This is a genomic window from Actinocorallia sp. API 0066 (genome assembly GCF_020991275.1).
Lineage (GTDB): Bacteria > Actinomycetota > Actinomycetes > Streptosporangiales > Streptosporangiaceae > Actinocorallia.
Map to the genome: position 1 here is coordinate 409,690 of NZ_JAJLQY010000003.1, position 25,612 is coordinate 435,301.

Genomic DNA, 25,612 nt, shown 5'->3' on the forward strand with positions numbered 1-25,612 from the left:
ACGCTGTGGTGGCACACGCCTCTGCGAAACAAGGCGATCCGGTCCGGACCCGACCGGATAAGACATCGGTGCAGGTCGACGAGCGCTCCAGACGGAACAGGAGCACCGGATCCGCTTGTGCTGGGGTCTAGTGGAGGTGCCCGGGCTACTCGGCCCGGTTCTCACATCCTCGGGAGCGCCCATGTGGACCACCTTGCTGACCGTGCTGGCAACCATTGGCATGGTGCTGGCCGCTGCCACGCGCATTCCGGACGCCATCACCCCGTTGATCCGCGCGCTCGTCCCGCTCATCGAGGCACTCGGCGAGGTTCGTGACGCGTGGGATCGGCTCCGCGCCTCCTCCCCCCAGGACAGCGACACCAACGATGGCGATACGGACTCAGTACCGCCCGGATCCCGCTGACAGCTTGTCATATCAGCCATCCTTGACCACAACGAAGATCATGGCATGCGAATAACCACAAAGCGCCAGTCCCGACATCAGGGACTGGCGCTGTGCGTATGAAAACTTACGCACAGCGACTTCGGTCATAGGGCGGAGCAATCCGTGAGACTGTCGGTACCCCCGAGGCCGTACGTTCGCCGGTAGAGAGCGCGTGCGCGCGGTCGACCTGGCGGCAGATGGGTCTCCGATGAGTTCATGGCGCTTGAATGCACAAGCAAGGGCAGCCGTCAGGGTCTACAACCTCAGCCATGGCCGCCTGTTCGCTCCTACCTCTCCCTACTCACCCGAGGATGCAGTCGAACCGCAGGTCTACGAGGACGGCGGACTACGACTGTTCTTCGGCCGCCTGTCCGACAGTTCCCCCGACACCCAGGAACAGCTCATCCTGTATTCCGGTCGTCGACCACACGCGCAGGTTCCTCGCGCTCACCCTGGCAGCCAGCGAACAGCCGGCTACTTCGGCAACTTGGCATGCGCTCTGAGCCACATGACCCAGTCATTTCGGGGGGCGAAGGAGTTTCTGCTGATTGGTAAGGGTCGTGGTGTGGAACAGCCATTCCAAAGAGGCTCGGTTGCGGCCTCGGGTCTTGCGTTCATGGCAGTTCCCGCAGACAGCGATCATGTTGATGATCTCATCTTCGCCGCGTTGTCCGAGAGGGGTGATGTGGTCGACCTGGAGCAGCGGTTCATCGTTGACGGTCCGGTCGAGCTGGTAGCCCTTGTCACCGCAGTCGGGGTTCTCACAGATGCCTCCGCTGCGGTGCAGGACGAGGGAGCGCTTGGCCGGGTCTCGGACGAACTCCTGACGGAAGGTCGCCCGGCGCTGGGTCGGGTAGCTGCGCTGGCGGAGCGACGGTTCGGCCTTCGGCCCCTTCTTCGCCGAGGCGATCTCCCTAAGTATCCGTAGGACGCCATGCGCCTGGTCAAGGGCCCTCTGTGGTGGGGGGAGTTCGGCGAGCGCCGGCCGGATGACCGGCTCGAACCAGATGCCTTCGAACAAGGATCTCAAGACGCGGGCGCACTCCCAGCTGATCGACGACAGCGGCTCCAAGATCTCGGTGATAGCGGCGTTCAACAGCCCGTTCGGGTGGGGGCCGTAGTCGGTGGAGAACTCCTGCTCGCTGTAGAAGGCGCCGTAGACTGCGGCACGGTCGACACAGACGACCTTGCGGCCGTTGAGAGTCTCGTGGATGAGGGGTTCATCCCGGAAGTAGTTTCCCGACCGGACGAGCTTTGGGGTTAGGCCGGATCGCCGCAAGTTGCGCTGGCCGCGCATGCTCTTCCACTCGGGGTCGATGAGGAGATTCGCGGCAGTTCGGCCTCGAAGGTCGATCGCCGCGAACTCACAGATGGCCGTGCGCTGGTCCAGGTTTCCCTTGGGTGGGCGGAACCTGCCGATGGTGTTGATGGCGATGATCAGGGTCGAGGGGTCCCTGAAGAGGTCGCGAGCGGTGTTGATGGCGTGGTTGCGGTCAGCGGCAACCTGGCGCTCGGTCGGCACGTCGCGGGCGCCGACGGCGTGAGCGCGCCGGTATAGCGGCACCGGGCGGTAGATAAGACGGCTCTCGCCATTCCATTCGATCTGGTGGTGCGGACCGATCGCGATCCCGTCCAGCAACAGATCGTTCAGGGGACGTAGCCGATCCAGCCCAAGTTCGTACCGGGTGGCCAAGCTGCCGGGACGCTCCGACCAGCGCGCTACGCCATCCAGCTCCTGCCTGCTCCAATCCGGCCACAATGCTACCTCCTGGCCGAAGACAGGCACCCCGAAACCCACCGGAAAACCCCACTCCACCGGAACGAACGCCAACTTTGCAGCCCCTTCGATTTCGTGACGATCCACACTAGTCGAACAAAGATACGGCAACCAACACGATCAAGGTGGCGATTTGGGCCGACGCATAGATATGAACCGGTACTTCCGGTAGCCGACTGCGAGACTCGTCGACTTACCGATGCCACAGTCGGCAGCAAAGCAGCACCCGGTTTGAGGTCGAAGACCGCTTCGGTCCCCAGCATCGCCCAGATTACAACCCCAAGACCAAATGGGTATAAGTCCGACTCGACACCTTATTCCGTTTCGTCCAGATATTACCCAGGGGCTGAAGGTCGAAGTATCCAACCCTCTGGCTGACGCTTCCCATCGAGAGTGAGGGGGCTGCTGTTCGGCTACCGCGTCCTCGTCGGATTGTGCCGTGCGTAGTCGTGGCTAGGATCGACGGATTCGTCTTTCCTGGCGTAATCTCCTGGCGTAGTCGGAATCCGGAGGGCCGAAGCCCGAGGGGCCGTCGGGATCCGGACCTTTCCCGACTTCGGGCTGGTACAAAATCGGCCGGGATGCCGACATCGCCTGTTCAGAGCGTCAGCGCGAACGGACAAAGCATCCTTTCTCTTCGGGACGCGGTGTCGGATGTGAGCGGCTTAGATCGGGAGAGTGTGCTGAGTGGCACACTCCGCGCCCGACGATTCGGCGGAGCGCGACCTCATATCCAAGGAGAGACGGAGCTCCCGCGATGACCCCTTCGACAGCGACCGACTCCGTGACATCGGTGGAGAAATCCTTCGCTGCGGTCAGCGCATCCAGCGCGGCCGTCCGGCGGTGGGTCAAGGATGAGGTGCGGGCGAAGGTAGGGCATGAGAGCGGCCACCCTGCGGCTGAGACCGCCGAGCTGGTCGTCTCGGAGTACTTTTCCAACGCGGTGCGACACGGGGTCGAGGGAGGCACGGCGGAGATCCGCCTGACCTTCACCGATGTCTCCGTGCTGGTCGAGGTTTCCAACGAGACCGCAACCGGCGGTGATCCGGCTCCGGCCGACATCGACGAGCTGGCCGAGAACGGGCGGGGGCTGGGCATCGTGGAGGCCGTCGCCTGGGACAGCGGCTGGGAACGCGGGGAGGACGGCAAAAGGCGGGCTTGGGCGCTGCTCGGCTTTGGAGAAGATCCGGGCGCTGCTTAGCCTGATGCGCGGGACGGCCGGTAGTCGGCGAGGCTGTCGGTGCCGTGCAGGAGGTCGTTGCTGATGAGATCGGCGAGAAGGGCGGCCAAGGTGATGCCGCTGTGGGTGAAGGCGGTGTAGAGGCCCGGTCTGATCTGCCCGGTGAGTGGGAGTCCGTCGAGGGGCATCGGTCTGATGCAGCGGCGAGCTTTGTGGATGCGGACGTCCTCAAGCTCGGGCAGCCGCGAGCGTGCACGGGCGAGGAGTTCGCCGGCTCGTTCGTCGAGCTCCGCTTGCGTGGTGGTGTGGTCGGTGGCGGTGTCGGTATCGCGGGCCTCCAACACCAGGCCGCCGGTGAGGCTGTGCCTCATGTAGAGGTCGGGGCCGTGGACGACCCCCCTGACAAGCCGACGTGAAGTCGGAGTTGTGGCGGCGACCATGCACTGCGTGGTGGAGCCCGGAACACGCGGGTCGTGGACGGGCAGAGTTGTGCCGATGGTGGCGAGCAGGTCCGGTGTGCGCCAGCCGGCCGCGCAGACTGTGATGTCGGCGGTCACCGTGGTGCCGTTGTCGAGGCGTACTCCGGTGACCGCGGTACCGCTGGTGATCAGCTCGGCGCCGGTGCCTCGGACGAGGTGGGCACCGCGCTCGACGGCGCGGCCCGCGAGGGCTTGGGCCGCCTCTTGGCCATGGATGTGGCCTTCCAACGGAAAGTGCGCGACCGTTGCGGCGGGCGGGAGGTCCAGGTGCGGCTCGGTCTTGCGGGCGGCGTCGCGGGTCAGGAGCTGTGCGGGGTAGCCCGCCGCGGCGAGGGCTGCGACGCGGTTGGCGAGATCGTCTCCGGTGTTCGACCAGGTGAGGTTTCCCGTCGGCTGGTACCAGGTGGGTCGGCCGAACTCGGCGGAGAGCCTGTCCCAAGGGCGAAGGGCTTCGGTGCGCAGCGCATGGTAGGTGCTGGGTTGGGGGCTGTTGGCGTTGATCCAGGCCAAGCTCGTCGCGGTGGTGCCGCTACCGGGCTCGCTGGCGTCCAGCAGGGTGACGGTGGAGTGAGGTGCGAGGCGGTCGGCGAGGGCGGTCCCGATGATCCCGGCGCCGACGATGAGGACCGAGGTCGGCATCAGGAGCGCAGCTCCAGTTGACGGCTGGCGGTGTCGGCCATGAAGGAGCTGATGGCCCCTTGGAGGTCGCGGGCGACGGGGGTGTCGCGGTAGTGGGGAGCGGCCAGGTCGCGTTGGACGAGCCTGAGGCCGGTGGACAGGGTGTCGAGTCGTTGGTCCGGCTCGATGGCGAGGATGGGGGCGAGCTCTGCTTCCACTCCATCGAGGTTACGCGTGTCCAGGCAGGCGCGGACCGCGTCGAGGCGCGCGCACGCTTCGGCCCCGAGGAACCGTTCCATCGGAGGAGCGGTCTCGAAAAGGCCAAGAGCGGTGCGGGTTTCGCCGAGGGCGTCGCCGGGCTGGCGAAGCTCCAGGAGCACGCTGCCCGCGAGGTAGTGCTGCTGCGCCATGCTCAGTCCGAGGACTCCCCCGACTTCGTCCGCGCCCGTTCCCCGTTCCCGGGCCGACCTCCACGCCCGCAGGGCACCGTCAGCCGCGTTGACGGCTCCCATGCGCGCGTAGGCGCGGGCTTCCAGCAGATGGAGGAGAAGAACGCCTCCGTCGGTGCCGGGATAGGTGAGACCGTCGGCGGCGAGGTCGGCGGAATCGGCGAAGGCTCCGGACCAGTACGCGAGCTTGCTCTGCGTGGCCCGCACCCAGGTGAGAGCGCCGGGGTGTTCGGCCAGGTTCGCGGCCATCCAGGCAGCGCTGGCGTGCTCGCCCGCAGCGCCGTATGCCCCGAGGTCTCCGGCCATCCAAGCCAGGATGGAACTGAGCCGCGCGTTGATGAGGTAGAGATCCCGCGAGTGAGCCGGGCTTTGGCGTCCCTGGAGAAGCTTGGCGACCTGGCCGCGCAGACGGCGCGTGCGGTTGAGCAGAGGTAGCGGAGGACTCCACAAATAGGCTGCGGAGATCGCACGAACCTGCCGGGACAGCTCTTCGACCAACCGATCATCGACGTTGGTGGAGGCCATCCAGGTCGCCATCGCCGCCGACTCGTCAGCGGCGGCGTCGATCGGGGTCGTGCCGTGGTCAGCCGGTGGAGCGACGGCGGTGGGAGTCGGCGCGCCCAAGCTCATGGTGCTGCGCCTCCGCAGGAATAGACGCCGGCGAGCTTTTGCAGCGTCGCGATGGTCGGCCGGGCCTGAGACCGGAGGTTGTTCGGCCATACTTCCCACTCGTAGACGCGATTGCGTCCTATGGGACGTTCCCGGCCGACGCTGAACCGCAGCGCGGCCTCGTCCAGGGAGAAACCGTTGGCCAACCGCCACGCTTCTCGCGGACGCTTTCCTTTGGCTCGCAGGTCAGCGAGCGCCGCCCGAGCCTTCGCGTCGACGTTGTCGGCAACCGCGGCCCTGCTGGCTCCCGACCAAAAACCTGAGCACCTTGCCGCCTACTCCGTCGACAAAACCATGGCGCCAGCCGACCGGCGCGCGATCCCGGCCCGGCTCGCCGGGCCGGGCCATGAGACGACGGTCATCACGAACGCGAGGCTGCTGACCGAAGGTGTCGACGTGCCCGCCTTGGACGCGGTGCTCTTCACCGACCCCCGCAACTCGATCGTCGATGCCATACAGGCGATCGGCCGTGTCCTGCGAGCCGGGTCAGACCCGGGCAAGACCGAGACGATCATCGTGCCGGAAGGTGCCGACGCGGAAGCGGTACTCGACGACAGTGCCTTCGCCACGGTCGGACACGTCGTCAGAACTCTCCGCGCGCACGACGAGAGGCTGTCCGCCTGGCTCGACGAAGCCCGAGCGTCCGCAGCACGCCTGCCCCAGGGCACCCCCTCCACCGATGACGGCACGCCGCCCCCTTGGATCGAGATGCCAGGCAGCAGTGCCGGCCGTGCCCGCGACCTCCTGGTCCGTGCCGTCACCATGGGGACGCCCAGATGGTTCAACGGCTACGAGCACGCGGCGGCCTGTCAGCGAGAGCACGGACACCCGAACGCGCCGCTGCGGTACGTCAACGCCAGTGGCTACCACGTCGGCAAATGGGTGGTGGCGCAACGAACACGCCACCGCCGCGGTGAACTGCCCACCGAACAAGAACGGCTCCTGACCGAGCTCGGCATCGACTGGAAGAACCTGACAAGATAATGGGCTGACGGAATCACCCGCGCCCGCGAGTACTTCGTCAAGCACAAGCATCTCGCCGTCCCCACCACCTACCTCTGCCACGACGGATTCCCACTCAGGCTGTGGCTTTCCTGGCGCTACCAGAAAGGAACACTGGCGCCAGAGCGCGTCAAAGCCCTGGAAGGGATCGGAATCGTCTGGGATACCTCTGACCGCTACTGGGACCGCGGCCTCACAACCGCCCGAACATACTTCAAGCTCCACGGTGACCTCAAAGTCACCGCAGAATACGTCATCGACGGCGTCGACCTCACGGCCTGGGTGGAGGCCCGACTGCTCGACCACGATTCCCTCGCCGACCTCAAAGAGATCCACCAGTCGCACGGTCACCTCCACCTGAGAGGCGACGCAGCCGGTCGCCGGAACCCGGATCTCGGCTGGTGGGATCCGGTACTCGGTCCGCACGCCGCCGCACTGACCGCGCTCGCCGAATATGCGGCCACCCACGGCAACCTGAAACTCCCACCCGCCTACACACACGACGACCTGAACCTGTCCGCGTGGTTGACACACCAGCGCAGCCGCATGCGAACCGACGAAGAGCGAGCCCCCGTACTCCGCGCATACCTTGACAAACTCGACGCCACATGGACCAGCGCCGCCAACTCACAAGAAGGACAGACTCGGGGAAAAGCTTCTCGGTCATGACCATCAAGAAAGAATCTCGACGCTCCGCGACAAGGACCGAACACGCTTGTCGGGCGCTCCGACCAGAGCACCCGCCAGCGGAAGGACATGGCCTCCACCGGGGAATCAACCACCAAAGGACCGCACTTGGGAGGCTCCAGGCGCGGCAGCATATGGATGAACTTCTCTCAGTCCCTTCGGAACCAAAGACCGAATCGCCCTCACCAAGAACCTCTTCTACGTATCTGCTCCCGCGCGAGGAACCGACTCGCCGTCGTCCTTCTCAGCGACCTTTCAGCTCCGGCCGAGTCCATCGCCCACGAATGGTTCAAAGCGGGCACCATTCACCCCTGAACCGCTCCCGTTCAACCAAGCGAAGGACTACACCTCGACTACCCATCGCCCCGATTCCTGCTACTCAGAGTAGTGTTCGATAGGCAACCGACCCACCATTAGATGTGATTTGCATCATGCCTCATCATCACTCCAGAGCCTTCAGCAGAGGACACCACATGATCCGCCCAGATCCATGATCACTACCATTCCGACTACCATCGGGGTAGCACACAGATCCGGGCGAAGCATGAAAACAGCAGGTCAGGGCTACAATCCGAGGTCGCGGGAGATGATTAGTTTCATGATTTCGTTGGAGCCGGGCCCAGGCTTCACCGGACTCCCGCCGAAAATTCGGCAGAAGGCCATTGTCCGCCGCGCAACGTGGCGAAACCCGCTCACGCCAAGGCCAAGGCCAAGTGCGGGGAGTTTTCGAGTCCATTTTAGGAACGCGGTTCAGTAGCGGTATCGCCGTCCCCGAATCGCAGATGGGCTATCTGGCCCTGCACCATGGCGATCATCTCCGGTGGCACCCCTTCCGGCATATGGGCCAGGCGCTCGGAGAGCGTATTCGGATCGAGAATACCTGCGGCGATTAGGGACAGAACGTAGGTCGCATCCTTCTCTCGGCCTGCAATCGCCTTCGCTGCGGCAAGGTCATGCGGTTCAGGGGCGTAAGCGACGACTTCATCTGGCAGTCCTTCGAATCGGACAAGCCGCTGCCTCCAGCCTTCGGGCAGTTTGGCCGTATTCAATCCGACGCCTTGGGCGTAAACATCGTGTTCCTCGTGGTAGCGCGAGTACTCACCGAGCGCGCCATCCACGATGTCCGACTTTTCCTCGTCACCATCAAGGAACGTTACGTCCACCTCGACGGACGCCGTTGCTTCGGGCGGAAGCCGCTCTTCCGGCACCGCTGCGAGGATGGCCTGGCTTCCGACCACCAGGATCTCCCCGCCGAGCCTGCCGATCAGAATCAGTAGGTCATTCAGCTCTTCGCGCTTCACGCCTCAACACTAGCCTCGGTGGACTCCGAGGACCGCTTGTTCACACGGGTCCAGTACCTGCCGAACCCCGCGAGGAGGCGCTCACGATCCTCCTGAGGCAGCACTCCCGCGAAAGGCGTGTTCTGTCGCAATTCCACAGCCTCCGGGTCACGCGACAAAAGCACTTCGATCACCGCATCGACCCCGGAATCGAGAACGATCCTCCACCGCACGAGCCAGGGATTGCGTCCCCACCCCTCTCTGCCCCGCATGCGCTCCAGATTGCGGCGGGCTATCCCCAACACACGATCAGCGTCAGACTCCAGCTCCGTCACGACGGCACGGTTCAACCACAAGGACCGCTCCGCCTCACGCGACAGCCGACGCTCGGACACGGACACGAAGCGCTCGACCGCCTCGCGGTCCGCATCATCCATCGACCCCTCCGACATAGCCCGAAGTCTACTCACAGGTCCTGCCGCCCTTCGGGCTCCGACCGCATGGCTGCGATCACTACCAGCACCGCCGTCATACCTGCTGCGAGCGCACCGGCACGAGCGCGTGACGACCTCAAGCCACCCGTGGCACTGAGGCAGCCGGTCCGTGCCACGGAGGGGCGTCTCAAGACCTCCGCTGTACGCCTGAAGTGGATCCCGCTTTCTCGCAGGACAGCGTTATCTCACCCTGGGTGTCCCAATCGGGCCACTGCGTTGTGGACGACAGGGTTCTTTCGAATTCTGGAGGGCTGGCCTCCCTCCACCGAAAGGCGGTCCTTGTGGATCCGTCAGATCCCAAGATCAGAGATGCTTCACTAGGCCTCGCCGGCTACCTGGGCGAACTGGTCCGCGCGGCCGAGCCGCTCAACCGCACTGCGCGCGGTCTCGATTCCTGGTGGCTCGCGGAACTCCCGAACGGCGTCTCTCTTCCGACGACCGGTCGGAACGGACTTCTCCTTGCACTCGACCTGGAAAGTTCTGAGCACCCTCCTGCTCCTCCCTCCGTATTCGAAGGACGTATCGACGGCGGCTGGTCAGATCCCACGGTGGTTCCGAAGCTGCTGCGGCCCCAGCATCCGGAGCCTGCGCCCGAGGGCATGCCGATGATCGAGGTGCCGACCGGCCTCGGCGCGAAGCGGTTCGATGAGTGGCTCGCTCGCTGGACACGTTGGGCCGAGTCAGAAACCGCACGGCAACGCCGAGAGAGCCTCCGCGAGAACTCGCGGCCGCCCGGCAGTTGGACCTCCACAGCGACACCCAAGAACTGGTCCTCGGCGTCGGGCTTCTCTGCTGGCGCTCGCCCCGCGGGGACGAAGTCTTCCGCCACCTACTCACCGCTTCGGCCGAAATCTCGGTGGACAAGCAGACTGGTCGAGTGAGCGTGCACCTTCGTGAAGAAGGCGAAACGGCTCTGGAGGACCAGTACTTCCTCACGGAGCTCGACGGATACTTCGGCTCACGCGTCGAGCCGGTGCGAAGCACTCTCGGCGAGATCTCCGACCCTCTGGACGATCACGCGACGGCCCTCGTGCAGAAGGGCTTCCCACGGACTGGAGACGCCGTGCCGGTTCGAGCCGAGTTGGTCGAAGCCCGAGACCGTCTGTGGAAGCTCGTCGAAGCGGAGACCACAGACCTCGGAGAGGTCGCGCCCGGGTACCGCGGTCGTCGCGCCGACATCGCCGAGCGCGTGGCCGACCTCGCGGCCGCGCACTCCTGGATAGGCGTCATGCCGCGGCCCACGGCTCAGGCCCCCCTGGACTCGCAGGAGGCGCAGGAACTCGCGCGGCTCCTCGACGTCCGCGTGCCGGACGAGCAGCCGCTCCCCGCGCTGCGAACCGGCTTCCTCCCGGTTCCCGATCAGTTCTCCGACATCATCTCAGCGGCTCATCAGATGCTGCCGTCCAGCGATGTCGGAGCACGCGTCGCCGAGAGGCTCAGCGCGCTCGACGAGGACGCCTTCCGCGCGGCGAAAACCCTATGGGAGCGCGCGCAGCGCCCTGGAGGCCCTGGGCCTCCACGAAGCCCCCGCTTCATGGCCGTCGCGTTCATGGCAGACAGCAGCAGCGCTCTCGCTCCTCGGTGGTGGGGAGGTCTCGACTTGGAAGCACCTGTCGGAAGCCACCCGGGCCGCCGCGCCGACCGCTCGGGCTCTGGCGCGACTCACAGGCCGCCGCCTCCAGATTCCAGCGCCGCACGACGCAACGGCAGCCGAAGCCGCCTCGGCCGCGGAGTCCTACAGCCGCTACCTCAAGCAGGGAGGGCTGACCGGCAGGTTCAAGAAGAGCCCTCAGCAACGGCTCGCGGAGCGCATGTTGGACGGGTGCCTCATCGACGGCCAGAAGCCTGCCGTGCCCCACGATTTCGACGTCCTGGCGACAGCCCTTCGCGCGCTCGCCGTTCTCAACGGGTTGACCGATCGGTGGCGGAGGAGCGGCGTCGCCACCGGCACGCAAACCGACGTCACGCAGAACCTCGAAGCCCTCGTCGGATGGGAAGCCGACCTCGCGGAGCTGATCCGCTTCGGCGAAGCACTCGGCGATCTCCACCGTCATCTGCCACGTCGCAATGCCACCCAGGAGAACGGCGCGTGGGACTGGCAGGCTCTCACCGAGGGCTTCGTAACCGCACCCGCACATGTGAGACGTGCTCGGGCAAGACGCGAACTCGATGCGCTCCGATCCCGGGTCAGCGGAGCCCGACCACCCGCTCCTTCGCGAGATCGCCCGTGCCATCGGGCGATCAGACCTCGCCGCCTACACGACGGCGTTCGGGATCTGGGAAACGCGCGTCCATAATCAGCGGCTGGCAGAGGGACGCCGCGAACTCATCGGGCGGCTGGCCGCCGTGCACCCTGCTCTCGCCCACGAACTCACCTCGGCCACGGCAGGGGGCGACTGGACCTCTCGTCTGGAGTCCCTCGCCGAGGCATGGGCCTGGTCCGCTGTGGCCGCAGCGATACGCACCCACTCCACCGAGTCGGCCACCGAGCTGCAGGGGAACCTGGACCGCCTTGAGGACACCCTCATGCGGACCACCGCCGAACTCGCCTCCGAACAGGCCTGGTGGCACTGCCTGCGGCGCATGACCGTCCGCGAGGCTTCGGCGCTCCGCTCCTTCGCCCGAGAAGTACAGAGGGTCGGCCGCGGTAAGGGCCGGTACGCTGGTCGGCACAGGCAGGGTGCGCGGGAGGCCATGCGGCTCGCCCGCGACGCGGTGCCGGCCTGGGTGATGCCGGTCCGGCAGGTCGCGGAGACGATCGAGCCGCGGCCTGACGCGTTCGACGTGATCATCATCGACGAAGCCAGCCAGCTTCCCGTCGAATCGGCGTTCCTCCTCTGGCTCGCGCCCCAGGTGATCGTGGTCGGAGACGACAAGCAGTGCTCGCCGCCGATGCGGGTCAGCGGAGAACTCGAACCGATCTACGAACGGATCGAGGAGTACCTGCCCGACGTGCCCAGGGCGTTCCGGCACAACCTCACACCGAAGTCGAACCTGTACGAGCTGATGAACGTGCGGTTCCCGGGCGGACAGCGGCTGACCGACCACCACAGGTCAATGCCGGAGATCATCGACTGGTCGTCGCGCATGTTCTACGACGGGTCACTCACTCCCCTGCGCCAGTACCGCACGGATCGGCTTCCGCCGCTCCGCGTCGTGGAGGTACCGGGCGGCTACCGAGAAGGGCGCGAACAGAGCCTTCGCAGCCCACCGGAGGCGGAGAGGCTCGTCACCGAACTCAAAGCGATGACCGAGGACCCTGCCTACAGCGGGAAGACCTTCGGGATCATCACCCTGCAGGGCGGCGAACGCAGCGGCCACATCAGGCTCATCGAGCAACTGCTCGACGAGCATCTCCCCGACCAGGCTCTCCGCGAAAGACTCAAAATCAGGGTCGGTACTCCACCGGACTTCCAGGGCGATCAGCGCGACGTCGTCCTCTTGTCGATGATCGCCGTGGACACGCCCCGGATCCAGGGAGGGGCGGACTTCGAGCGGCAGCGCTGGAACGTCGCGGCGACACGGGCCCGCGATCAGCTCGTCCTCTTCACCTCGACGACCCTCGCTCAGCTGAAGAGCGAGGACCTCAGGGCATCGCTGCTGAAGCACATGCTCGACGCCCCGACGCGCGAGACGACGCCCCGGCACCTGGCGAACGCCGACCTGCACACCAAACGCCCCGAGTTCGACTCGCTCTTCGAGTAGAAGGTCTTCCTCAAGATCAGAGAACGCGGATACGAGGTCGTTCCGCAGTATCCGGCCGGCCGCCGCATGCGCATCGACCTCGTAATCGTCGGCGAACAGGGGCGTCTCGCAGTGGAGTGCGACGGGCGCTACTGGCACAGCAGCCCCGAACAGGCGCAGAACGATCTGCTGCGCGAACGCATCCTCCGCCGCGCCGGATGGACGGTCTGGCGACTCCGCGAGAGTGATTTCCTCCTCGACCCCGACGCCTCGCTTCGCCCCCTGTGGGCTCTCCTCGACCGCCTCGGCATCCATCCCGCGAAAGGACGATGATGCGCCGCCTCGACGACAACACCCTGGAAGAGCTCGCCTATCTCATCTCCGCTGACGACGAACTCCATTACAGGTCCGGACCAGGCCTCGCGAAATTCCTCACTGGCGCCGGGTGGCCCTCGGTCCCGCCTCACGACGGCACGCCTCGCCGGCTCTGAATCCTCACCCGGCTGCAGGAACGCCGCGACGACCCGAAGGCAATGGAGGCCGTCCTGCTCCGCCTCGCCGACAGCAGGGAGTATCTGGGCGAGCCGGCCGACACCGTCACCAACGTGACGCGAGCGCTCAACGCCTTCCTCGTCCACGACGAGGTACAAGGTGAGCCGCGTCAGCGGCGCACCCAGGCTAGTGGAGTGCGCGCCCGGGTCGGACACCACCACATCCTTCGCACCCGAACTCCTTCGAGAAGCCCTCGACAAAGCCGTGTGGCCTTCGGACCTGCGCACCATCCTGCGGAGCCGTCTGGACGAAGCCGTCACCTGCTGCGAGAACGGTTCGCACGTGGCAGCGATCATCATGCTCGGCAGCCTCATCGAGGGCATCCTGATCGACGCCACGACGACGAGGCCCGTCAGCGTGCCGCCGCGATCCGACCTGAACAGAATCGGCCTGGACGACCTGCTGGCTCTCGCACGAGACAACGGCTGGATCGGCAACGACGTGACCAGGTACCCCTGCGCGGCCCTCCGCCAGTACCGGAACCTCGTCCACCCGCGAGCCCAGATGCGCATGCCCGGCCCGCCCCCGGACCGCGGCACAGTCGAACTCTGCTGGCCCGTCGTCCGCGCCGTCCTCAACGACCTGATCAGCACACGCGAGAAGCCGACGACCCCGTCCACTCCGTCTGGACAGCCCGCGCATCGCGGTAGGCATCCGCAACGCGGATAGCACACCGGCCTCCAGACCCGGTCCGGGTCTGTGCGGCCGCAAACGGCACCGACCCGGATCCAGGACGAACGCTCGTCCGGTGAACGATCTCGACTTAAGCCCGATCACACAGGTGATTCGGCCTCGGCCGCTTCCTTCTCGGCCCCGTAGAACCCGTTTAAAGACCATCTAGCAGTGCACCGGCCCTGCCGGGCAGAACCTATCGCCTTCGCTTCTGCTTCGCCTTGGGTCGCTGACCGCTCTTACCGCCCAGCGGGGGTCGGTTGGCGTTCGGGTGGAGGCGGTTCTGCAGGCTCGATGCCGGCTGCAAGGACCGAAGGGTCTCTGTGAGCCCGCCGTCGAGCGGCCCGATGTGCCCGTCGTAGAACGCATCAACCAGATCGCGGGTCACCTCGTCGTACAGGAACGCGGCGCCCCGGGGGATCTTGAGCTGGTGCTTCTTTGCCCGCAGGTAGTCGCGGACCCTTTTCTCGGCATGGGCGGCCGTCTCACCTGGTGGGCGGGTGACCCAGACGAACAGCCATCCTTCCGCCGGATCGATGCTGCTGGTGATCGGAGTGGTCAGGCTGCGGCCTACTCCTTGCGGCGACGGGTTATCCAAAAGGTCATCCGCGTTGCGCGAGAACTGGCTCTGCGTTCGTGTATCCCCGGCCAGCAGTGTTGCGCCGATACTGAGCCAACCGGTGACATTGCGTGACTGCAGTTCATCGATCAGCGGCGCGACGGGCGATGTCACCATGGCAGGCTTCGGCGCGGTCTCCGCGTCCGCGTCAGGGCGGTCCTTCATGTAGTACCACTGGTCCAGTGGGTCAGTGCGGCTGGTCAGGATGGCCGGCATTTGCTCGCGGTAGCGGCGGAGTTGTGCGGTGGTCGGCTCAGGGAGGAAGGGGTACGCGGCGCGGACCAGGTTCGGGTCGGGTTCGACCCAGAGGCCAGTTTCGTAGAAGTAGAGGAACAGGTCCAGTTCGTCTGCGGCTCTGAACATGACGGTGACGTCTGGCTCACGTCGCCGACGAAGGTAGAGGAGGAACTCGGCCGGGCGTGCTACGACTTCGGTGATCAGCTCTAGGTCGTGGAGCGAGACGGTCCAGGGGATGTTGTCGAGGGAGAGCACTCTGGCCTTGAGCAGCTCCGCCGTGGCGGCGAGGACGGTGGAGATGTCGTCGAGGCTGACCGCGATGGTGTGGATCTCGCGGATATGGCTGAGGTCGACCCAGCCTTCTCCCTTGATGCGGAGGCCGCCATCGCGTTCGATTCCGTCGCGCAGCCTGCCAGCCTGGTCAGCGGCCTTGGTGATGATGCCGGTCAGGTCGGTACGGATCCGTTTAATCTTCCCTCCGCGGGACAGGGCGCTCAGCGCGACGGCCTTATCCTCGACGATGATGGCGACGTCGTCGAGAAGGACGAGGTGGTCGCATTCGGCCTTCTTGGTGTACTTCGCCGGATCCGCGGCGGTCTCTTCGGCGTCGTTCGCAGGGGCGAAGTACTCGAACCCGTCCCGGTAATCGGCACCAGGGAGTACGCGGGCCAGCGCGGCACGAGTCCGTGACTCCAGCAGATCGCCCCGGTACTTCCCGTACCTGTCCCATACCTTCGATGTCTTGAGATGCTCCTCGAGGTTGTACCGGACGGCGGCTGCGTTGAGAGCGTGATGCGGCAGCATCATGCGCCCATCTCCGCTGACGATGAGCGGGCGGGCGCGCATCGGGTTCCGCCCAATCGCGAACTCATCAACGACCTCCGTCGGCGCGGCCGTTCCGAGATCCAGCCGGAACCGCTCGACAACAGCCCGGACCCTGTCAGCGGGAATTCCGGTCTCTGCGATGACCGCTTCGATCGCGACGGTGGCCTCATCCGCTTCGGGCTCGAACAACGCGTTGAAGCGAGACCGGTAGAACTCCACGAGCTCCGGGTCCGGCCCACCGTCCGCCATGGAGGCCATCGCCCTGTCCATCGCTTCGGCGTAGGAACCCATTCGCCTGTTCATGCCGACCTCTTGCAGGCGGTGACACGCGTTCAGCACGGCAAGGGCATCGGTCGCGTCGAAGCCGAGCTCGGCGTTCAGCGCCTCCCTGACTACAGGCTCGCCGTCCAGAAGCGCGAGGTTGGTCGCCTCGACCATCTCGGGGTAGGACGAGTTACGCATCCAGATCTCGGCACCTTGGATCAGCAGCGCCACCATGGCAAGTTTGTCGTCGTGGTCCGCATTGACTACAGACCGCATATGCGCCAGATAGAGAAGCGCAACGAGCTCTTCCTTCGCCTCGGAGATGAACGCGCTCATCTCCTGGGCCTCGACCGAATCAGATCCAGCTACGCCGGCGGCCGCATCCTTCTGCCGGGCCGAGAGCGCGATGAGCGACAGCGCCTCGACGTGCGCGGCACCCGCTTCCGCGGTGGTCGGCATCTCGCCGTCCACAGCCATGGGAAGAAACGCCATCCGGGCCACTTCGATCAGCCGGATCGCGTCGAACCTTCGCAGTTTCTCAACGAGCTCCCCAAGAGCCATGTCGAAGGCCGAGGCGACCACCGTCACCGGGTCGTCGTCGGCAGCGAACCTCTCCATGAACCGCTCCATCGCCGCCAACGAGTCGACCACAACCTGCGTATGCACATCGAACGACGGTGAAGCCGAGCCTGCGCTGCGCCGCCGCCTGTTGCGCATCTTCCGGCGCTTCGATCGAGAACCCATCTGCCGACCCCATCACATGTCGAGACCGCCGGGTAGCAGTTTTCATCGTGCAGATCCCACGGCCCTGGCTCGTCACCACCTCCGCAGACAGGGTGTCAGGATCAGCAGGCGAGGAAGACCTCGCGCAGCTCGGCCTTCTCCAAACGAAGCCGACTTCCGAGGACACCTGCATTCCGCAAGCATGGAGGTCACCGCGATCTTGACGTCCGATGTGGTTGGACCAGGCCCTCGCCCGGACGGCTGCACCACTCGTCCTCCGGGGTCGGGTCCGGCACGCCGAAGGCTGCAAACTCGACGACGACGTCGGTCATGCTCAGCACCTTCTCCACTTCAGCAAGGGATTACGGCAGCTTCGCGACGCTAAGACTCCTGCGGGCGTAGCGTCAGCGGTACTGATCGCCAGAACCAGAACTTTCGGGGGACCACGAAGTGATCCAGTGGAAGGCCATCGACGATCCGGGACAGATCGAGCGCACCATCAAAATGCTCATCCGCAGACTGCACCCCACCGCGCGGGGCATGGACGGGAAGGGCGGTGACGGAGGAGTCGACAGCTGGATGCCCACCGACCTCAAGCGCCCGGTCATCTTCGAGATCAAGTCCTTCACCAGGCGTTTGAGCGGCTCCCAACGCAAGCAGATCGAGAAGTCCCTCGCCAACGCCGCAAAGTTCAACCCGATCGTGTGGAGACTGATCATTCCGCTGGAGCACAGCCCGGCAGAGAAGGCGTGGTTCGACGAACTCCAGCAGAAGTACCCGAAAACGATCCTGGTGTGGCAGGGCGTTGACTGGCTGGACGAGCAGTTCGCCCGCCACGACGATCTTCGCCGCTACGTCGAGGGCCCAGACTACGGCCTTCTGACCCGGTGCAAGGAAATGCAACTGGAGCAGGCCGCACTCGCCACCCTGCCGGACCTGAGCGCACGTGTCCGGACACTGCGCGATCGTGCTCAGGACATATCGCCGTACTACCGTGTCGACTTCGCCACCCACGAGGGCGGCACGCTCCTGAGAATGACACCGGATCCGTCAGCGGGGTCGATCTCGATCGTGCCCCGGCTGCAGTTCGCTCCCGACGACGCCGAAGGCACTCACGCCCAGCGGAACCTAGAGAAGGTACTGGCCTACGGAGGCAGCACGACCATCAATGGTCGCTTCGTGGAGTCGCTCGAGATTCTCGACGCCGGGCGCCTGGTCGAAGAGCTCCGACCCTTTCCTGACAACGACCACCTTCACCTCGCCACTCCGCAGGAGGCCGCTCCCGCTCCGGTGCCCTGTCAGCTACGGATCCTCACCACCGACGGCCGGTCCTCAGCACACCTCGACGTCGCCCTGACCACCCGCACCACCGGCCGACTCGGCATGTCTGCAATCGGAACCGACCCCTACGGTGTCCTCGAAGCAATCCTCCGAGTCAACCATCCGAAGGACGAGAAAATCCGGGGCGGGATGGAGCTGAACCTGGCGCCGATGACCGGGCAGTGGCCTTCCGCGATCAGGCCCGTGGCCGACCTGCTCATCGCCTCCCAGACCCACCCCACGGTCGAGGTGCTCCTAGCCGGGAAGCCCGTCGCCCGCGGCACCGCAGACACGCCTCTGCCCATCCCGATCCTCGCCGCTGCACGTCTCGTCTCCCTCTTGGACGACCTCCGGCAGCTGACCGGAGTCCACTTCCCCACCCCTGCCGAGGTCTCCGCCGGCGACGTGGCAATGCTGACCGCGCTACGCGACCTTCTCAGCTGCGGCAAGGGAACGCTGCCACGCGGCACCATCTCCATCACCTTCGCCCCCGAGGGCCTGGCAGAAGCCATGAACGTGATCGACACCGACAACTGCGCCCTCACCCTCGACACCACCTGGGAACTCGCCTGCGTGGGCCACACCTACCCGCCCGTCGACGTCAGGATCCACAGCGGTCACTTCCTTCTGACCAACCGCCCTGAGCTCCAGGCAGCCCGCGACTGCGGAAGCCCCGCCACCGCGCGATTCACCTCGGCTGCCGACCACAGCATCGAGATCTATCGGCTGAACACCGACACCTCGACCGGTTGACGGCGCCAGAGCGCCCGCCGTCAGCCCGTGGGCGCGGCGGGCTCGAAGCTCCCAGCCGACCTGGAGTTGGCGCCTTCGCCTCTGCCCTGTGAGCGGCCGCGTCGCTCTCGGCCGCTTCCTCGGCGTCGCCTCGCCCAGAGCACCGAATGGTGGCGCCAGATCCTTCCGGAGTCCTTCCTCGCCACCCGACCCGCCCTCTCCACCCAGCTCTGCCATGTCGCCATGGCCGCTACATCGCCGCGAGCACCGACGAGAATTAGGACACCACCGGCCTAGTCGGCATGCTCGCCTCCTCCCTAGAGCAACAGCCTGACGAGGCCCCGACCCGCCGCGGCCACTCCTTCAGCACGAACACCCACAAGCACCAGAACGAAAGCCCGGCTGACGGTCACCTCCACTCGCAACAGGGAACACGCAATCATCATCTGAAACAGCGTTCCCAGCCGCACAGGCTCCACCGTAGGGAGCTCAGAGCATCGGCCCTTCGTGTTCTCTTGGCCAGCCTCACCGATATCAAGCAAAACAGCGAACACAGGGACACAGCGCGTAGTTCAGTCTTACCATCTGCAACAGGCACGGGGGTGCCGTTCGAGTCTGTGTCCTGCTGATGGGGGCTGGGTGTTTCTCGCAGAGGTACGTGCTGAGAACTTTCGGATCTATGGGCCAAAGCAGGTCGGCCCCGAGGAGAAAGCGCATCGCGCGGACGCCGCTCTCACAGTGCGGTTCGAGCCGGGGCTGAGCGTGCTGGTGGGCGAGAACGATGGTGGGAAGACCGCGATCGTCGACGCCATCCGGTTGTGCCTGCTGTCGTCCTCCACCGAGTGGGTCCGGGTGACTTTGGAGGACTTCCACTGCGGGGCCGACAAGCGTGCCGACGAACTCTCCATCACCTGCGTGTTCGAGGGGATGAGCGCTGAGGAGGCATCGAGCTTCGCGGAGTTCCTCACCTTGGTTCCCAGTCAGAGCCCGCGCCTGTACGTGACGCTACGCGCCCGGATCATGGATTCCGCTGGCCCTGGCCGCATCTCGACCAGTATTCGAGCCGGCGAGCTGGGTGACGGCCCTGCGATCGACGGCAATGCCCGTGAACTGCTGCGCACCACGTATCTTCGCCCCCTTCGCGACGCCGAGGCATCCCTTCGGGCGGGCCGCGGATCGCGGCTGTCACAGATCCTCCAGCACTACCCGAACATGAAAGCCCAGAAGGACGATGACTTCGTCCCTGGCGGCGACAAGGCACCGCAGACCCTGGTCGGCATCATCAGACAGGCCGAGCACGGCATCGAGAGCAACACACTTGTGAGGCAGGCCAGAGACGAACTCGACCGGAGTTACCTGGCCAAGTTCGCCATCGCCGATGACCCGCTGGCGAGCCGCATCAGCGTGGCCACCGGAGCCTCACTCCAACACATCCTTGAACGGCTGGAGCTCACCTTCGCGCCGGACGGACGCCGCTCGGACGCGACCCGGCACGGGCTCGGCTACAACAACGCGCTGTTCATGGCCGCGGAACTTCTCCTGCTCGGAAAACACGGCCTCGCCCCGCTGCTGCTCATCGAGGAGCCGGAGGCACACCTGCATCCCCAGCTGCAAAGCCGCATCATGGAACTCCTCGCCGAGCGCTCCGCCGCCGACGAGGTGCAGATCATCGTGACCACCCACAGCCCGCACATCGCCTCGACGATCCCCGTCGAACGTCTCAGCATCGTCTCGCACGGCAGCGTCTACCCGCTCGCCGCCCAGCACACCCGGCTCAACCCCAGCGACTACGCCTTCCTCTCCCGCTTCCTCGACGCCACCAAGGCCAACCTGTTCTTCGCACGCTCGGTGGCCATGGTCGAGGGAGACGCGGAGGTGATCCTGCTGCCCGCCCTGGCGAAAGCAGCCGGCTACTCCTTCAACCGCGACGGCGTCAGCGTCGTCAACGTCGGTCATGTGGGACTCTTCCGCTACTCGCGGATCTTCCAGCGGCAGGATGAGCGAGAGCTCCCCATTCCCGTCGCCTGCATCCGTGACCTCGACATCGCTCCGGCCGGGACCAGCGAGGACCTGCGCAGGAAACTCCCCGATGCGGCGACCATGCCGCCCGAGAAGCACGCCGAGCATATAAAGAATCTGAACGAACTCGACGGGCAGAGCGTCCGGACCTTCGTCGCCGATCACTGGACCCTGGAGTACGATCTCGCGCGAGCGTCTTGGCCACTCGCCAAGATCATGCATCAGGCAGTATCGGCGGCTTCGATCGTCAAGACCCACACCTGGCCGACCGACGGAGAGCGTGACGCGATCTTCGCCGAAGCCGGCGAGAAGGTCGACTCGTGGCAGCACACCGTTGAGTCGCCCGCAGAGATCGCCGAGGAGATCTTTAGGCCCCTTCGTAAGGAGCACAGCAACGTCAGCAAGGCGGTCACCGCACAGTTCGCCGTTCACATCCTGACGAACGTGACCGGCAAGCTCTCCCCTGGGGACCTGCCGCCGTATCTGGCAGAGGCGTTCGCGCACCTGTGCGGGAGCGCTCGATGATAATGCCGTCCCGCACCCGGATCGACCCGTTGGCCCGGCAGCTCGGCCTGACGATCGACGACGACAGGCAGTGGGATTTCCTTCTCGCCACTGACTCCGTCGACGTTCAGGCGGCTCCGGGCTCCGGCAAGACTAGCCTCGTCGTCCTCAAACTCCTGGCACTCGCCGGGTCATGGGCAGAGCCTTCACGTGGCATATGCGTGCTCTCCCACACCAATACCGCCAAGCATGAGATCACCGACGGCCTAACGCGCCTACCGGCAGGAGCACGGCTGCTGGAGTATCCGCACTTCATCGGGACGATCCAGGAATTCACCCATACCTTCCTCGCCCTGCCCGCGATCCGCTCCAAGGGCATCACCGTCGAAAGCATCGATGATGAACGCTGCCGTGCAGTCATGGAGCGGGCCCTTGATCGGAGCCCGTACTGGACACTCCGTAGTGCCCTCGAGATGAGTCCCAACCGACGCCCGAAGGCCGTCGAAGCCACCTACCGCTTCGACCAGAAGACCAGCAGCCTCCAGATCCACGAACCGCCCTACCGGGAGACATCTCGCAGTGGCGCACAACTGATCAAGCTCAAGGAAGAGGTCAGTTCTCGCGGCATCTACCGCTACGACGACATGTACGCGATCGCAGCCGAGTACCTTCATCTGCACCCCTGGGCAGGGGCAGCCCTGAGGTTCAGGTTTCCCTATGTCCTCATCGACGAGATGCAGGACACCAGCATCATGCAGGATGAACTGCTCCTCCAGGTCTTCAGCGCCGAAGGGAACGTGATTCAGCGCGTCGGCGACGTCAATCAGAGGATCTTCGATGCCAAGAACCGACTGTCTGTCGGTTCCTCGTTTCCCCGGCAAGGCAAGACGATCAATCTCGCCACCAGTCGTCGCTTCGGCCACGCCATCGCGGAAGTCGCCAGCCGATTCACCGTCAATGAGCCCCAGCAAACCCTCGGCAGCTCAGGTGCGCCAACCGGAACCCTCGCCATCATCACCTTCGACGAGGCATCCATCCTCAACGTCACCCCCCGCTTCGAGAAGCTGGCCGCCCAGATCGTCCCACTCGACGTCTTGCGCGAGCATCCACCGCGGGTTCTCGGCTGGCGCGGCAACCCAGGCGACGGAACAGCTACTCCCCGAGCCATCACCTGCTACGCGCCCCATTACACCCCGCCCCCCACCCCACGAGGTCCAGGCAGACTACTCGCCCATGTACGTACTGCCCACAACCGCGCCATAACCCACCCAGAAAGACTCCTCGGTGAATCGGCCCAGGAACTTTGGGAAGCCATACGCCATTACTCCCGCACCCTGCACCCGAACCGCAGCCAGGAGGCCCTGACAACAGGGCTCCCGCCATTGCGCAACCTCGACCGCACCCCGCGTACAGCAGGACACCGAACCCGACTCGCCATCCTCGACATGCTGACAAACCCGCCCTCCTCCGCGCAGGAGTGGTCCGACCAGGTAGCCACGCTGCTGGCCGCCTTGAGCACGTTGACCGGCTTGGACCACACCACGAACAGCCTTCACGAAGAATGGCTATCATTTCACGACTCGATCGCTCTTCAGGAGACCGTCGCGACGCCAAGACTGGTCCCCGCGGTTCTCAGCACCACCCACAGCGCGAAAGGCGAAACGCACTCGGCGACTCTGATCCTGGAATGCGTCAACATGCATGGGCAGAAACACGATCTCCGCGCGCTCTTGCCATATCTGACCGGGCAACGCACTGAGTACACCCAGCAGAGCACCAGGGAAGCCGCACGACTCGCTTTCGTCGCGGCAACACGCCCCCGGCATCTTCTGGCTCTCGCAGTTCACCAGGACCCGGCCCAACCCTACCTGGCGAGGTTGGCGGAACTCGGCTGGAAAATGCACTCGGCTAACGAGCAGATCCCTATCCCCACGCCACGATCTGCAGCCGTCGCAGAACCCTTGTTCGGAACTGGCGATCTGTTCGGTTCCATCCTTTAAGCACGAGTACTCGACCGGAGACGGATCGCTCCAGCCCCGGCTCGAACATCCTCGGCCCCGCACGGGCAACAACCACCGTCACAATAGGAATTCGATCGACTACAAAAAGCTAGAGGCGGACATCCGACACGCCGGAAGCCCGCCCCAGCAATGAGATCTACATCATATGACATCAATGGCCTGCAAGCCGCGCCAGCCAGCTCCACAGACCCCGCACCAAACCATGATCACTACCATTCCAACTACCATCGCGGTAGCCAGCAGAACTGTTGAAACCATGAAAACCGCAGGCCAGGCCTACAATCCGAGGTCGCGGCTGATGATCAACTTCATGATTTCGTTGGAGCCGGCCCAGATTTTGGTTACTCGGGCGTCGGTCCAGGCTTGGGCGGTGCGGTATTCGGTCATGTAGCCGTAGCCGCCGTGGAGTTGGACGCAGGTGTCGATGATGGTGTTCTGGACTTCGGCGGACCACCATTTGGCCTTGGCGGCGTCGATGGCGGTCATGTCGCCGGTGAGGTGGGCGGTCAGGCACTGGTCGACGTAGGCTCGGGTGACTTCGGCCTGGGTGAACAGTTCGGCCAGTTGGAAGGCGTTGTGTTGGAAGGAGCCGATGGGCCTGCCGAAAGCCTCTCGGGTCTTCACGTACTCCAGGGTCTCTTCGAGGATCTGGGTGGCGTGGGCCAGGTTGGTGACGGCGGAGCCGATGCGTTCCTGCGGGAGGAGTTTCATCATGGAGATGAAACCCATGCCCTCCTCGCCGATGAGGTTCTCGGCGGGGACGCGGACGTCACTGAAGAACAGTTCGGCGGTGTCGGACTCGGGCTGGCCGACCTTGTGGAGTTTACGGCCGCGCTCAAAACCGGGAGTGTCGGCCTCGACCGCGAAAAGGGAAATGCCCTTGGTGCCCTTGGAAGGGTCGGTGCGGGCCGCGACGATCACCAGGTCGGCGGAGTAGCCGTTGGTGATGAAGGTCTTGCCGCCGTTGATGACCCAGTCGGAGCCGTCCCTGACCGCGACGGTCTTGAGGGAGGCGAGGTCGGAGCCGCCGGACGGCTCCGTCATGCCGATGGCCGTCCACAGCTCGCCGGTGCAGAAGCGCGGGAGCCAGCGCCGCCGCTGCTCCTCGGTGGTGAGCTTCACCAGATAGGGGGCGACGATGTCGGCGTGGATGCCGAGGCAGGAGGCGTAGCCCATGGAGACCTTGGAGAACTCCTCGTTGGCGACGACGTTGAAGCGGAAGTCGTCAGCACCTGAGCCGCCGTACTCCTCGGGCACCTCAAGCCCGAGAATGCCCAGCTCGCCCGCTTCGCGCCAGACCTCGCGGTCGATGGAGCGCTGCTCGACGAACTTGGGGTAGTTCGGCTTCAGGACGCGGTCAGCGAAGCCCCGCACCGTGTCCCTGAAGGCTTCGTGGTCCTCGTTGAACAGCGTCCGGCGCATCTCGGCCCTCCCGGCTCGTCCACCATTAAGCGTTCGCTTAATGTAGCCGACGCCAAGGGACAGGTCGCCCACGGGGTGCCGTGGGCGACCTATCGGGTGCGGGGTCACAAAATGATCAGCCGGTTTCCAGCGGCAGTGACGGATCGGCCGACCACTCGGTGAGGGATCCGTCGTAGAGGCGGACGTCGTCGCGGCCCAGGAGGGCGAGCGCGAAAACGGGGATCGTGGCGGAGATCCCCCCACCGCAGTAGGCGACGAGAGAAGGCTCGCCCCTCAGGGGGGCGAGTTGGGAGGCGAGGTCTTCAGGAGGCAGGAAGCGGCCCTTGTCGTCCAGGAGGGAGCGTGCGGGGGCGTTGACGCTGCCTGGGATGCGGCCCGGACGGCTGTAGGAGGTGACGCCCTCTCCCCGGAACGCCTCTGGTGCAAGCGCGTTGATCAAGCAGGACGATCCGCTTGCGACGATCTCCTCCACGTCCGCGCGGGTGGCCACAAGGTGGGGTCGTGGACGCGCGGTGAAGGTGGTCGGCGCGTACCCGGTGGGGCGGCCGGACGCGACAGGCAGGCCCGCGGCCTTCCAGGCGGGCAGGCCGCCGTCCAGGACGCTGACGGCGTCGAAGCCGAAGTGGCGCAGCAGCCACCACAGCCGGGTCGCCCACATGGGGCTCTCCTGCGCGTACACGACGACGTGGGCGCCCGGCCCTATCCCGAGCCGTCCGGCCGCCTCGGCGAAGCGCTCGGGGGACGGGAGGGTGAAGGGCAGGGTGTCGGGGGCGGCGAGGTCTCCGGCGAGGTCGGCGAAACCCGCTCCCGGCAGGTGGGCGTCCTCGTAGGACGAGCGGCCGCTTTCGGGCGTGTAGGGGCCGCCTCCCGGAGGACGGGTGAGGCGGACCGTCGTATCGAAGATCCGCAGGGTGGGGTCGTCCAGGCGGGCCGCGAGGTCGGCGGGGGTGATCAGCATG

The 25,612-nt window shown here is 65.4% G+C and carries 22 protein-coding genes; 10 read left to right on the forward strand and 12 right to left on the reverse strand.

Features of this window, described 5'->3' with window-relative positions; translation table 11 throughout:
* Positions 1-181: 181 nt before the first annotated feature.
* Entirely contained in the window at positions 182-403 is a 222-nt protein-coding gene (locus tag LO762_RS09665) for a hypothetical protein (RefSeq protein WP_230614154.1), read from the forward strand.
* Positions 404-941: 538 nt separating this feature from the next.
* Here the strand turns inward: LO762_RS09665 and LO762_RS09670 are convergent.
* A complete protein-coding gene (locus tag LO762_RS09670; protein WP_230614155.1) occupies positions 942-2,255 on the reverse strand; it encodes an HNH endonuclease in 1,314 nt (437 codons plus the stop codon).
* A gap of 703 nt (positions 2,256-2,958) precedes the next feature.
* On the opposite strand from LO762_RS09670, the gene LO762_RS09675 reads away from it, so the two are divergent.
* Positions 2,959-3,402 carry an ATP-binding protein gene (locus tag LO762_RS09675; protein ID WP_230614156.1) on the forward strand — a complete coding sequence of 148 codons (444 nt, stop codon included), beginning with the start codon at positions 2,959-2,961 and terminating at the stop codon, positions 3,400-3,402.
* Here LO762_RS09675 and LO762_RS09680 read toward each other — a convergent pair.
* Complete coding sequence (locus LO762_RS09680) at positions 3,399-4,499, reverse strand: FAD-binding oxidoreductase (protein ID WP_230614157.1); 1,101 nt, start codon at positions 4,497-4,499, stop codon at positions 3,399-3,401. The two genes, LO762_RS09675 and LO762_RS09680, sit on opposite strands and share 4 nt — an antisense overlap.
* Positions 4,499-5,557: a hypothetical protein gene (locus LO762_RS09685; protein ID WP_230614158.1), complete on the reverse strand. Its 1,059-nt coding sequence runs from the start codon at positions 5,555-5,557 to the stop codon at positions 4,499-4,501. Before LO762_RS09685 ends, LO762_RS09680 begins: the two co-directional genes overlap by 1 nt.
* Before the next feature lie 177 nt (positions 5,558-5,734).
* Here LO762_RS09685 and LO762_RS09690 point away from each other — a divergent pair, with 177 nt between their 5' ends.
* Together LO762_RS09690 and LO762_RS33880 are read left to right on the forward strand one after the other, a co-directional pair.
* Complete coding sequence (locus tag LO762_RS09690) at positions 5,735-6,580, forward strand: helicase associated domain-containing protein (RefSeq protein ID WP_230614159.1); 846 nt, start codon at positions 5,735-5,737, stop codon at positions 6,578-6,580.
* 12 nt (positions 6,581-6,592) lie between these two features.
* Positions 6,593-7,267 carry a helicase associated domain-containing protein gene (locus tag LO762_RS33880; RefSeq protein WP_374201548.1) on the forward strand — a complete coding sequence of 225 codons (675 nt, stop codon included), beginning with the start codon at positions 6,593-6,595 and terminating at the stop codon, positions 7,265-7,267.
* Positions 7,268-8,022: 755 nt separating this feature from the next.
* On the opposite strand, the gene LO762_RS09695 is transcribed toward LO762_RS33880, so the two are convergent.
* From LO762_RS09695 to LO762_RS09715, 5 genes are all read right to left on the reverse strand, one after another.
* A complete protein-coding gene (locus tag LO762_RS09695) occupies positions 8,023-8,586 on the reverse strand; it encodes a DUF6036 family nucleotidyltransferase (RefSeq protein ID WP_230614160.1) in 564 nt (187 codons plus the stop codon).
* Positions 8,583-9,017 (reverse strand): hypothetical protein, encoded by a 435-nt coding sequence (locus LO762_RS09700; protein ID WP_230614161.1) that lies wholly within the window; start codon positions 9,015-9,017, stop codon positions 8,583-8,585. The genes LO762_RS09695 and LO762_RS09700 overlap by 4 nt, the downstream gene beginning before the upstream one ends.
* Positions 9,018-9,376: 359 nt before the next feature.
* Entirely contained in the window at positions 9,377-9,547 is a 171-nt protein-coding gene (locus LO762_RS09705) for a hypothetical protein (protein WP_230614162.1), read from the reverse strand.
* A 470-nt stretch (positions 9,548-10,017) separates the two neighbouring features.
* Positions 10,018-10,272 carry a hypothetical protein gene (locus LO762_RS09710; RefSeq protein ID WP_230614163.1) on the reverse strand — a complete coding sequence of 85 codons (255 nt, stop codon included), beginning with the start codon at positions 10,270-10,272 and terminating at the stop codon, positions 10,018-10,020.
* Between the two features lie 334 nt (positions 10,273-10,606).
* Positions 10,607-11,113 (reverse strand): hypothetical protein, encoded by a 507-nt coding sequence (locus LO762_RS09715; protein ID WP_230614164.1) that lies wholly within the window; start codon positions 11,111-11,113, stop codon positions 10,607-10,609.
* Between the two features lie 91 nt (positions 11,114-11,204).
* On the opposite strand from LO762_RS09715, the gene LO762_RS33410 reads away from it, so the two are divergent.
* The 3 genes from LO762_RS33410 (at position 11,205) to LO762_RS09730 (ending at position 13,964) form a co-directional block, all read left to right on the forward strand.
* Positions 11,205-12,764 carry a DEAD/DEAH box helicase gene (locus tag LO762_RS33410; RefSeq protein ID WP_230614165.1) on the forward strand — a complete coding sequence of 520 codons (1,560 nt, stop codon included), beginning with the start codon at positions 11,205-11,207 and terminating at the stop codon, positions 12,762-12,764.
* 15 nt (positions 12,765-12,779) lie between these two features.
* Positions 12,780-13,076, forward strand: a complete 297-nt coding sequence (locus LO762_RS09725) for a DUF559 domain-containing protein (protein ID WP_230614475.1) — start codon at positions 12,780-12,782, stop codon at positions 13,074-13,076.
* A 501-nt stretch (positions 13,077-13,577) separates the two neighbouring features.
* Positions 13,578-13,964 carry a hypothetical protein gene (locus LO762_RS09730; protein ID WP_230614166.1) on the forward strand — a complete coding sequence of 129 codons (387 nt, stop codon included), beginning with the start codon at positions 13,578-13,580 and terminating at the stop codon, positions 13,962-13,964.
* Between the two features lie 199 nt (positions 13,965-14,163).
* Here the strand turns inward: LO762_RS09730 and LO762_RS09735 are convergent, their stop codons facing one another.
* Positions 14,164-16,629, reverse strand: a complete 2,466-nt coding sequence (locus LO762_RS09735; RefSeq protein WP_230614167.1) for a hypothetical protein — start codon at positions 16,627-16,629, stop codon at positions 14,164-14,166.
* Positions 16,630-16,844: 215 nt separating this feature from the next.
* Positions 16,845-16,967 (reverse strand): hypothetical protein, encoded by a 123-nt coding sequence (locus tag LO762_RS32440; RefSeq protein ID WP_255685314.1) that lies wholly within the window; start codon positions 16,965-16,967, stop codon positions 16,845-16,847.
* A gap of 118 nt (positions 16,968-17,085) precedes the next feature.
* On the opposite strand from LO762_RS32440, the gene LO762_RS09740 reads away from it, so the two are divergent.
* The 3 genes from LO762_RS09740 (at position 17,086) to LO762_RS09750 (ending at position 23,210) form a co-directional block, all read left to right on the forward strand.
* On the forward strand, positions 17,086-18,708 hold the full coding sequence (locus LO762_RS09740) for a hypothetical protein (RefSeq protein ID WP_230614168.1): 1,623 nt from the start codon (positions 17,086-17,088) through the stop codon (positions 18,706-18,708).
* 618 nt (positions 18,709-19,326) lie between these two features.
* On the forward strand, positions 19,327-21,231 hold the full coding sequence (locus LO762_RS09745) for an ATP-dependent endonuclease (RefSeq protein WP_230614169.1): 1,905 nt from the start codon (positions 19,327-19,329) through the stop codon (positions 21,229-21,231).
* A 2-nt stretch (positions 21,232-21,233) separates the two neighbouring features.
* Positions 21,234-23,210 carry a UvrD-helicase domain-containing protein gene (locus LO762_RS09750; RefSeq protein WP_230614170.1) on the forward strand — a complete coding sequence of 659 codons (1,977 nt, stop codon included), beginning with the start codon at positions 21,234-21,236 and terminating at the stop codon, positions 23,208-23,210.
* Between the two features lie 297 nt (positions 23,211-23,507).
* On the opposite strand, the gene LO762_RS09755 is transcribed toward LO762_RS09750, so the two are convergent.
* Positions 23,508-24,653, reverse strand: coding sequence for an acyl-CoA dehydrogenase family protein (locus tag LO762_RS09755; protein WP_230614171.1), 1,146 nt, complete (start codon positions 24,651-24,653; stop codon positions 23,508-23,510).
* Positions 24,654-24,768: 115 nt separating this feature from the next.
* Positions 24,769-25,611, reverse strand: coding sequence for a sulfurtransferase (locus LO762_RS09760; RefSeq protein ID WP_230614476.1), 843 nt, complete (start codon positions 25,609-25,611; stop codon positions 24,769-24,771).
* Position 25,612 lies beyond the last annotated feature (1 nt).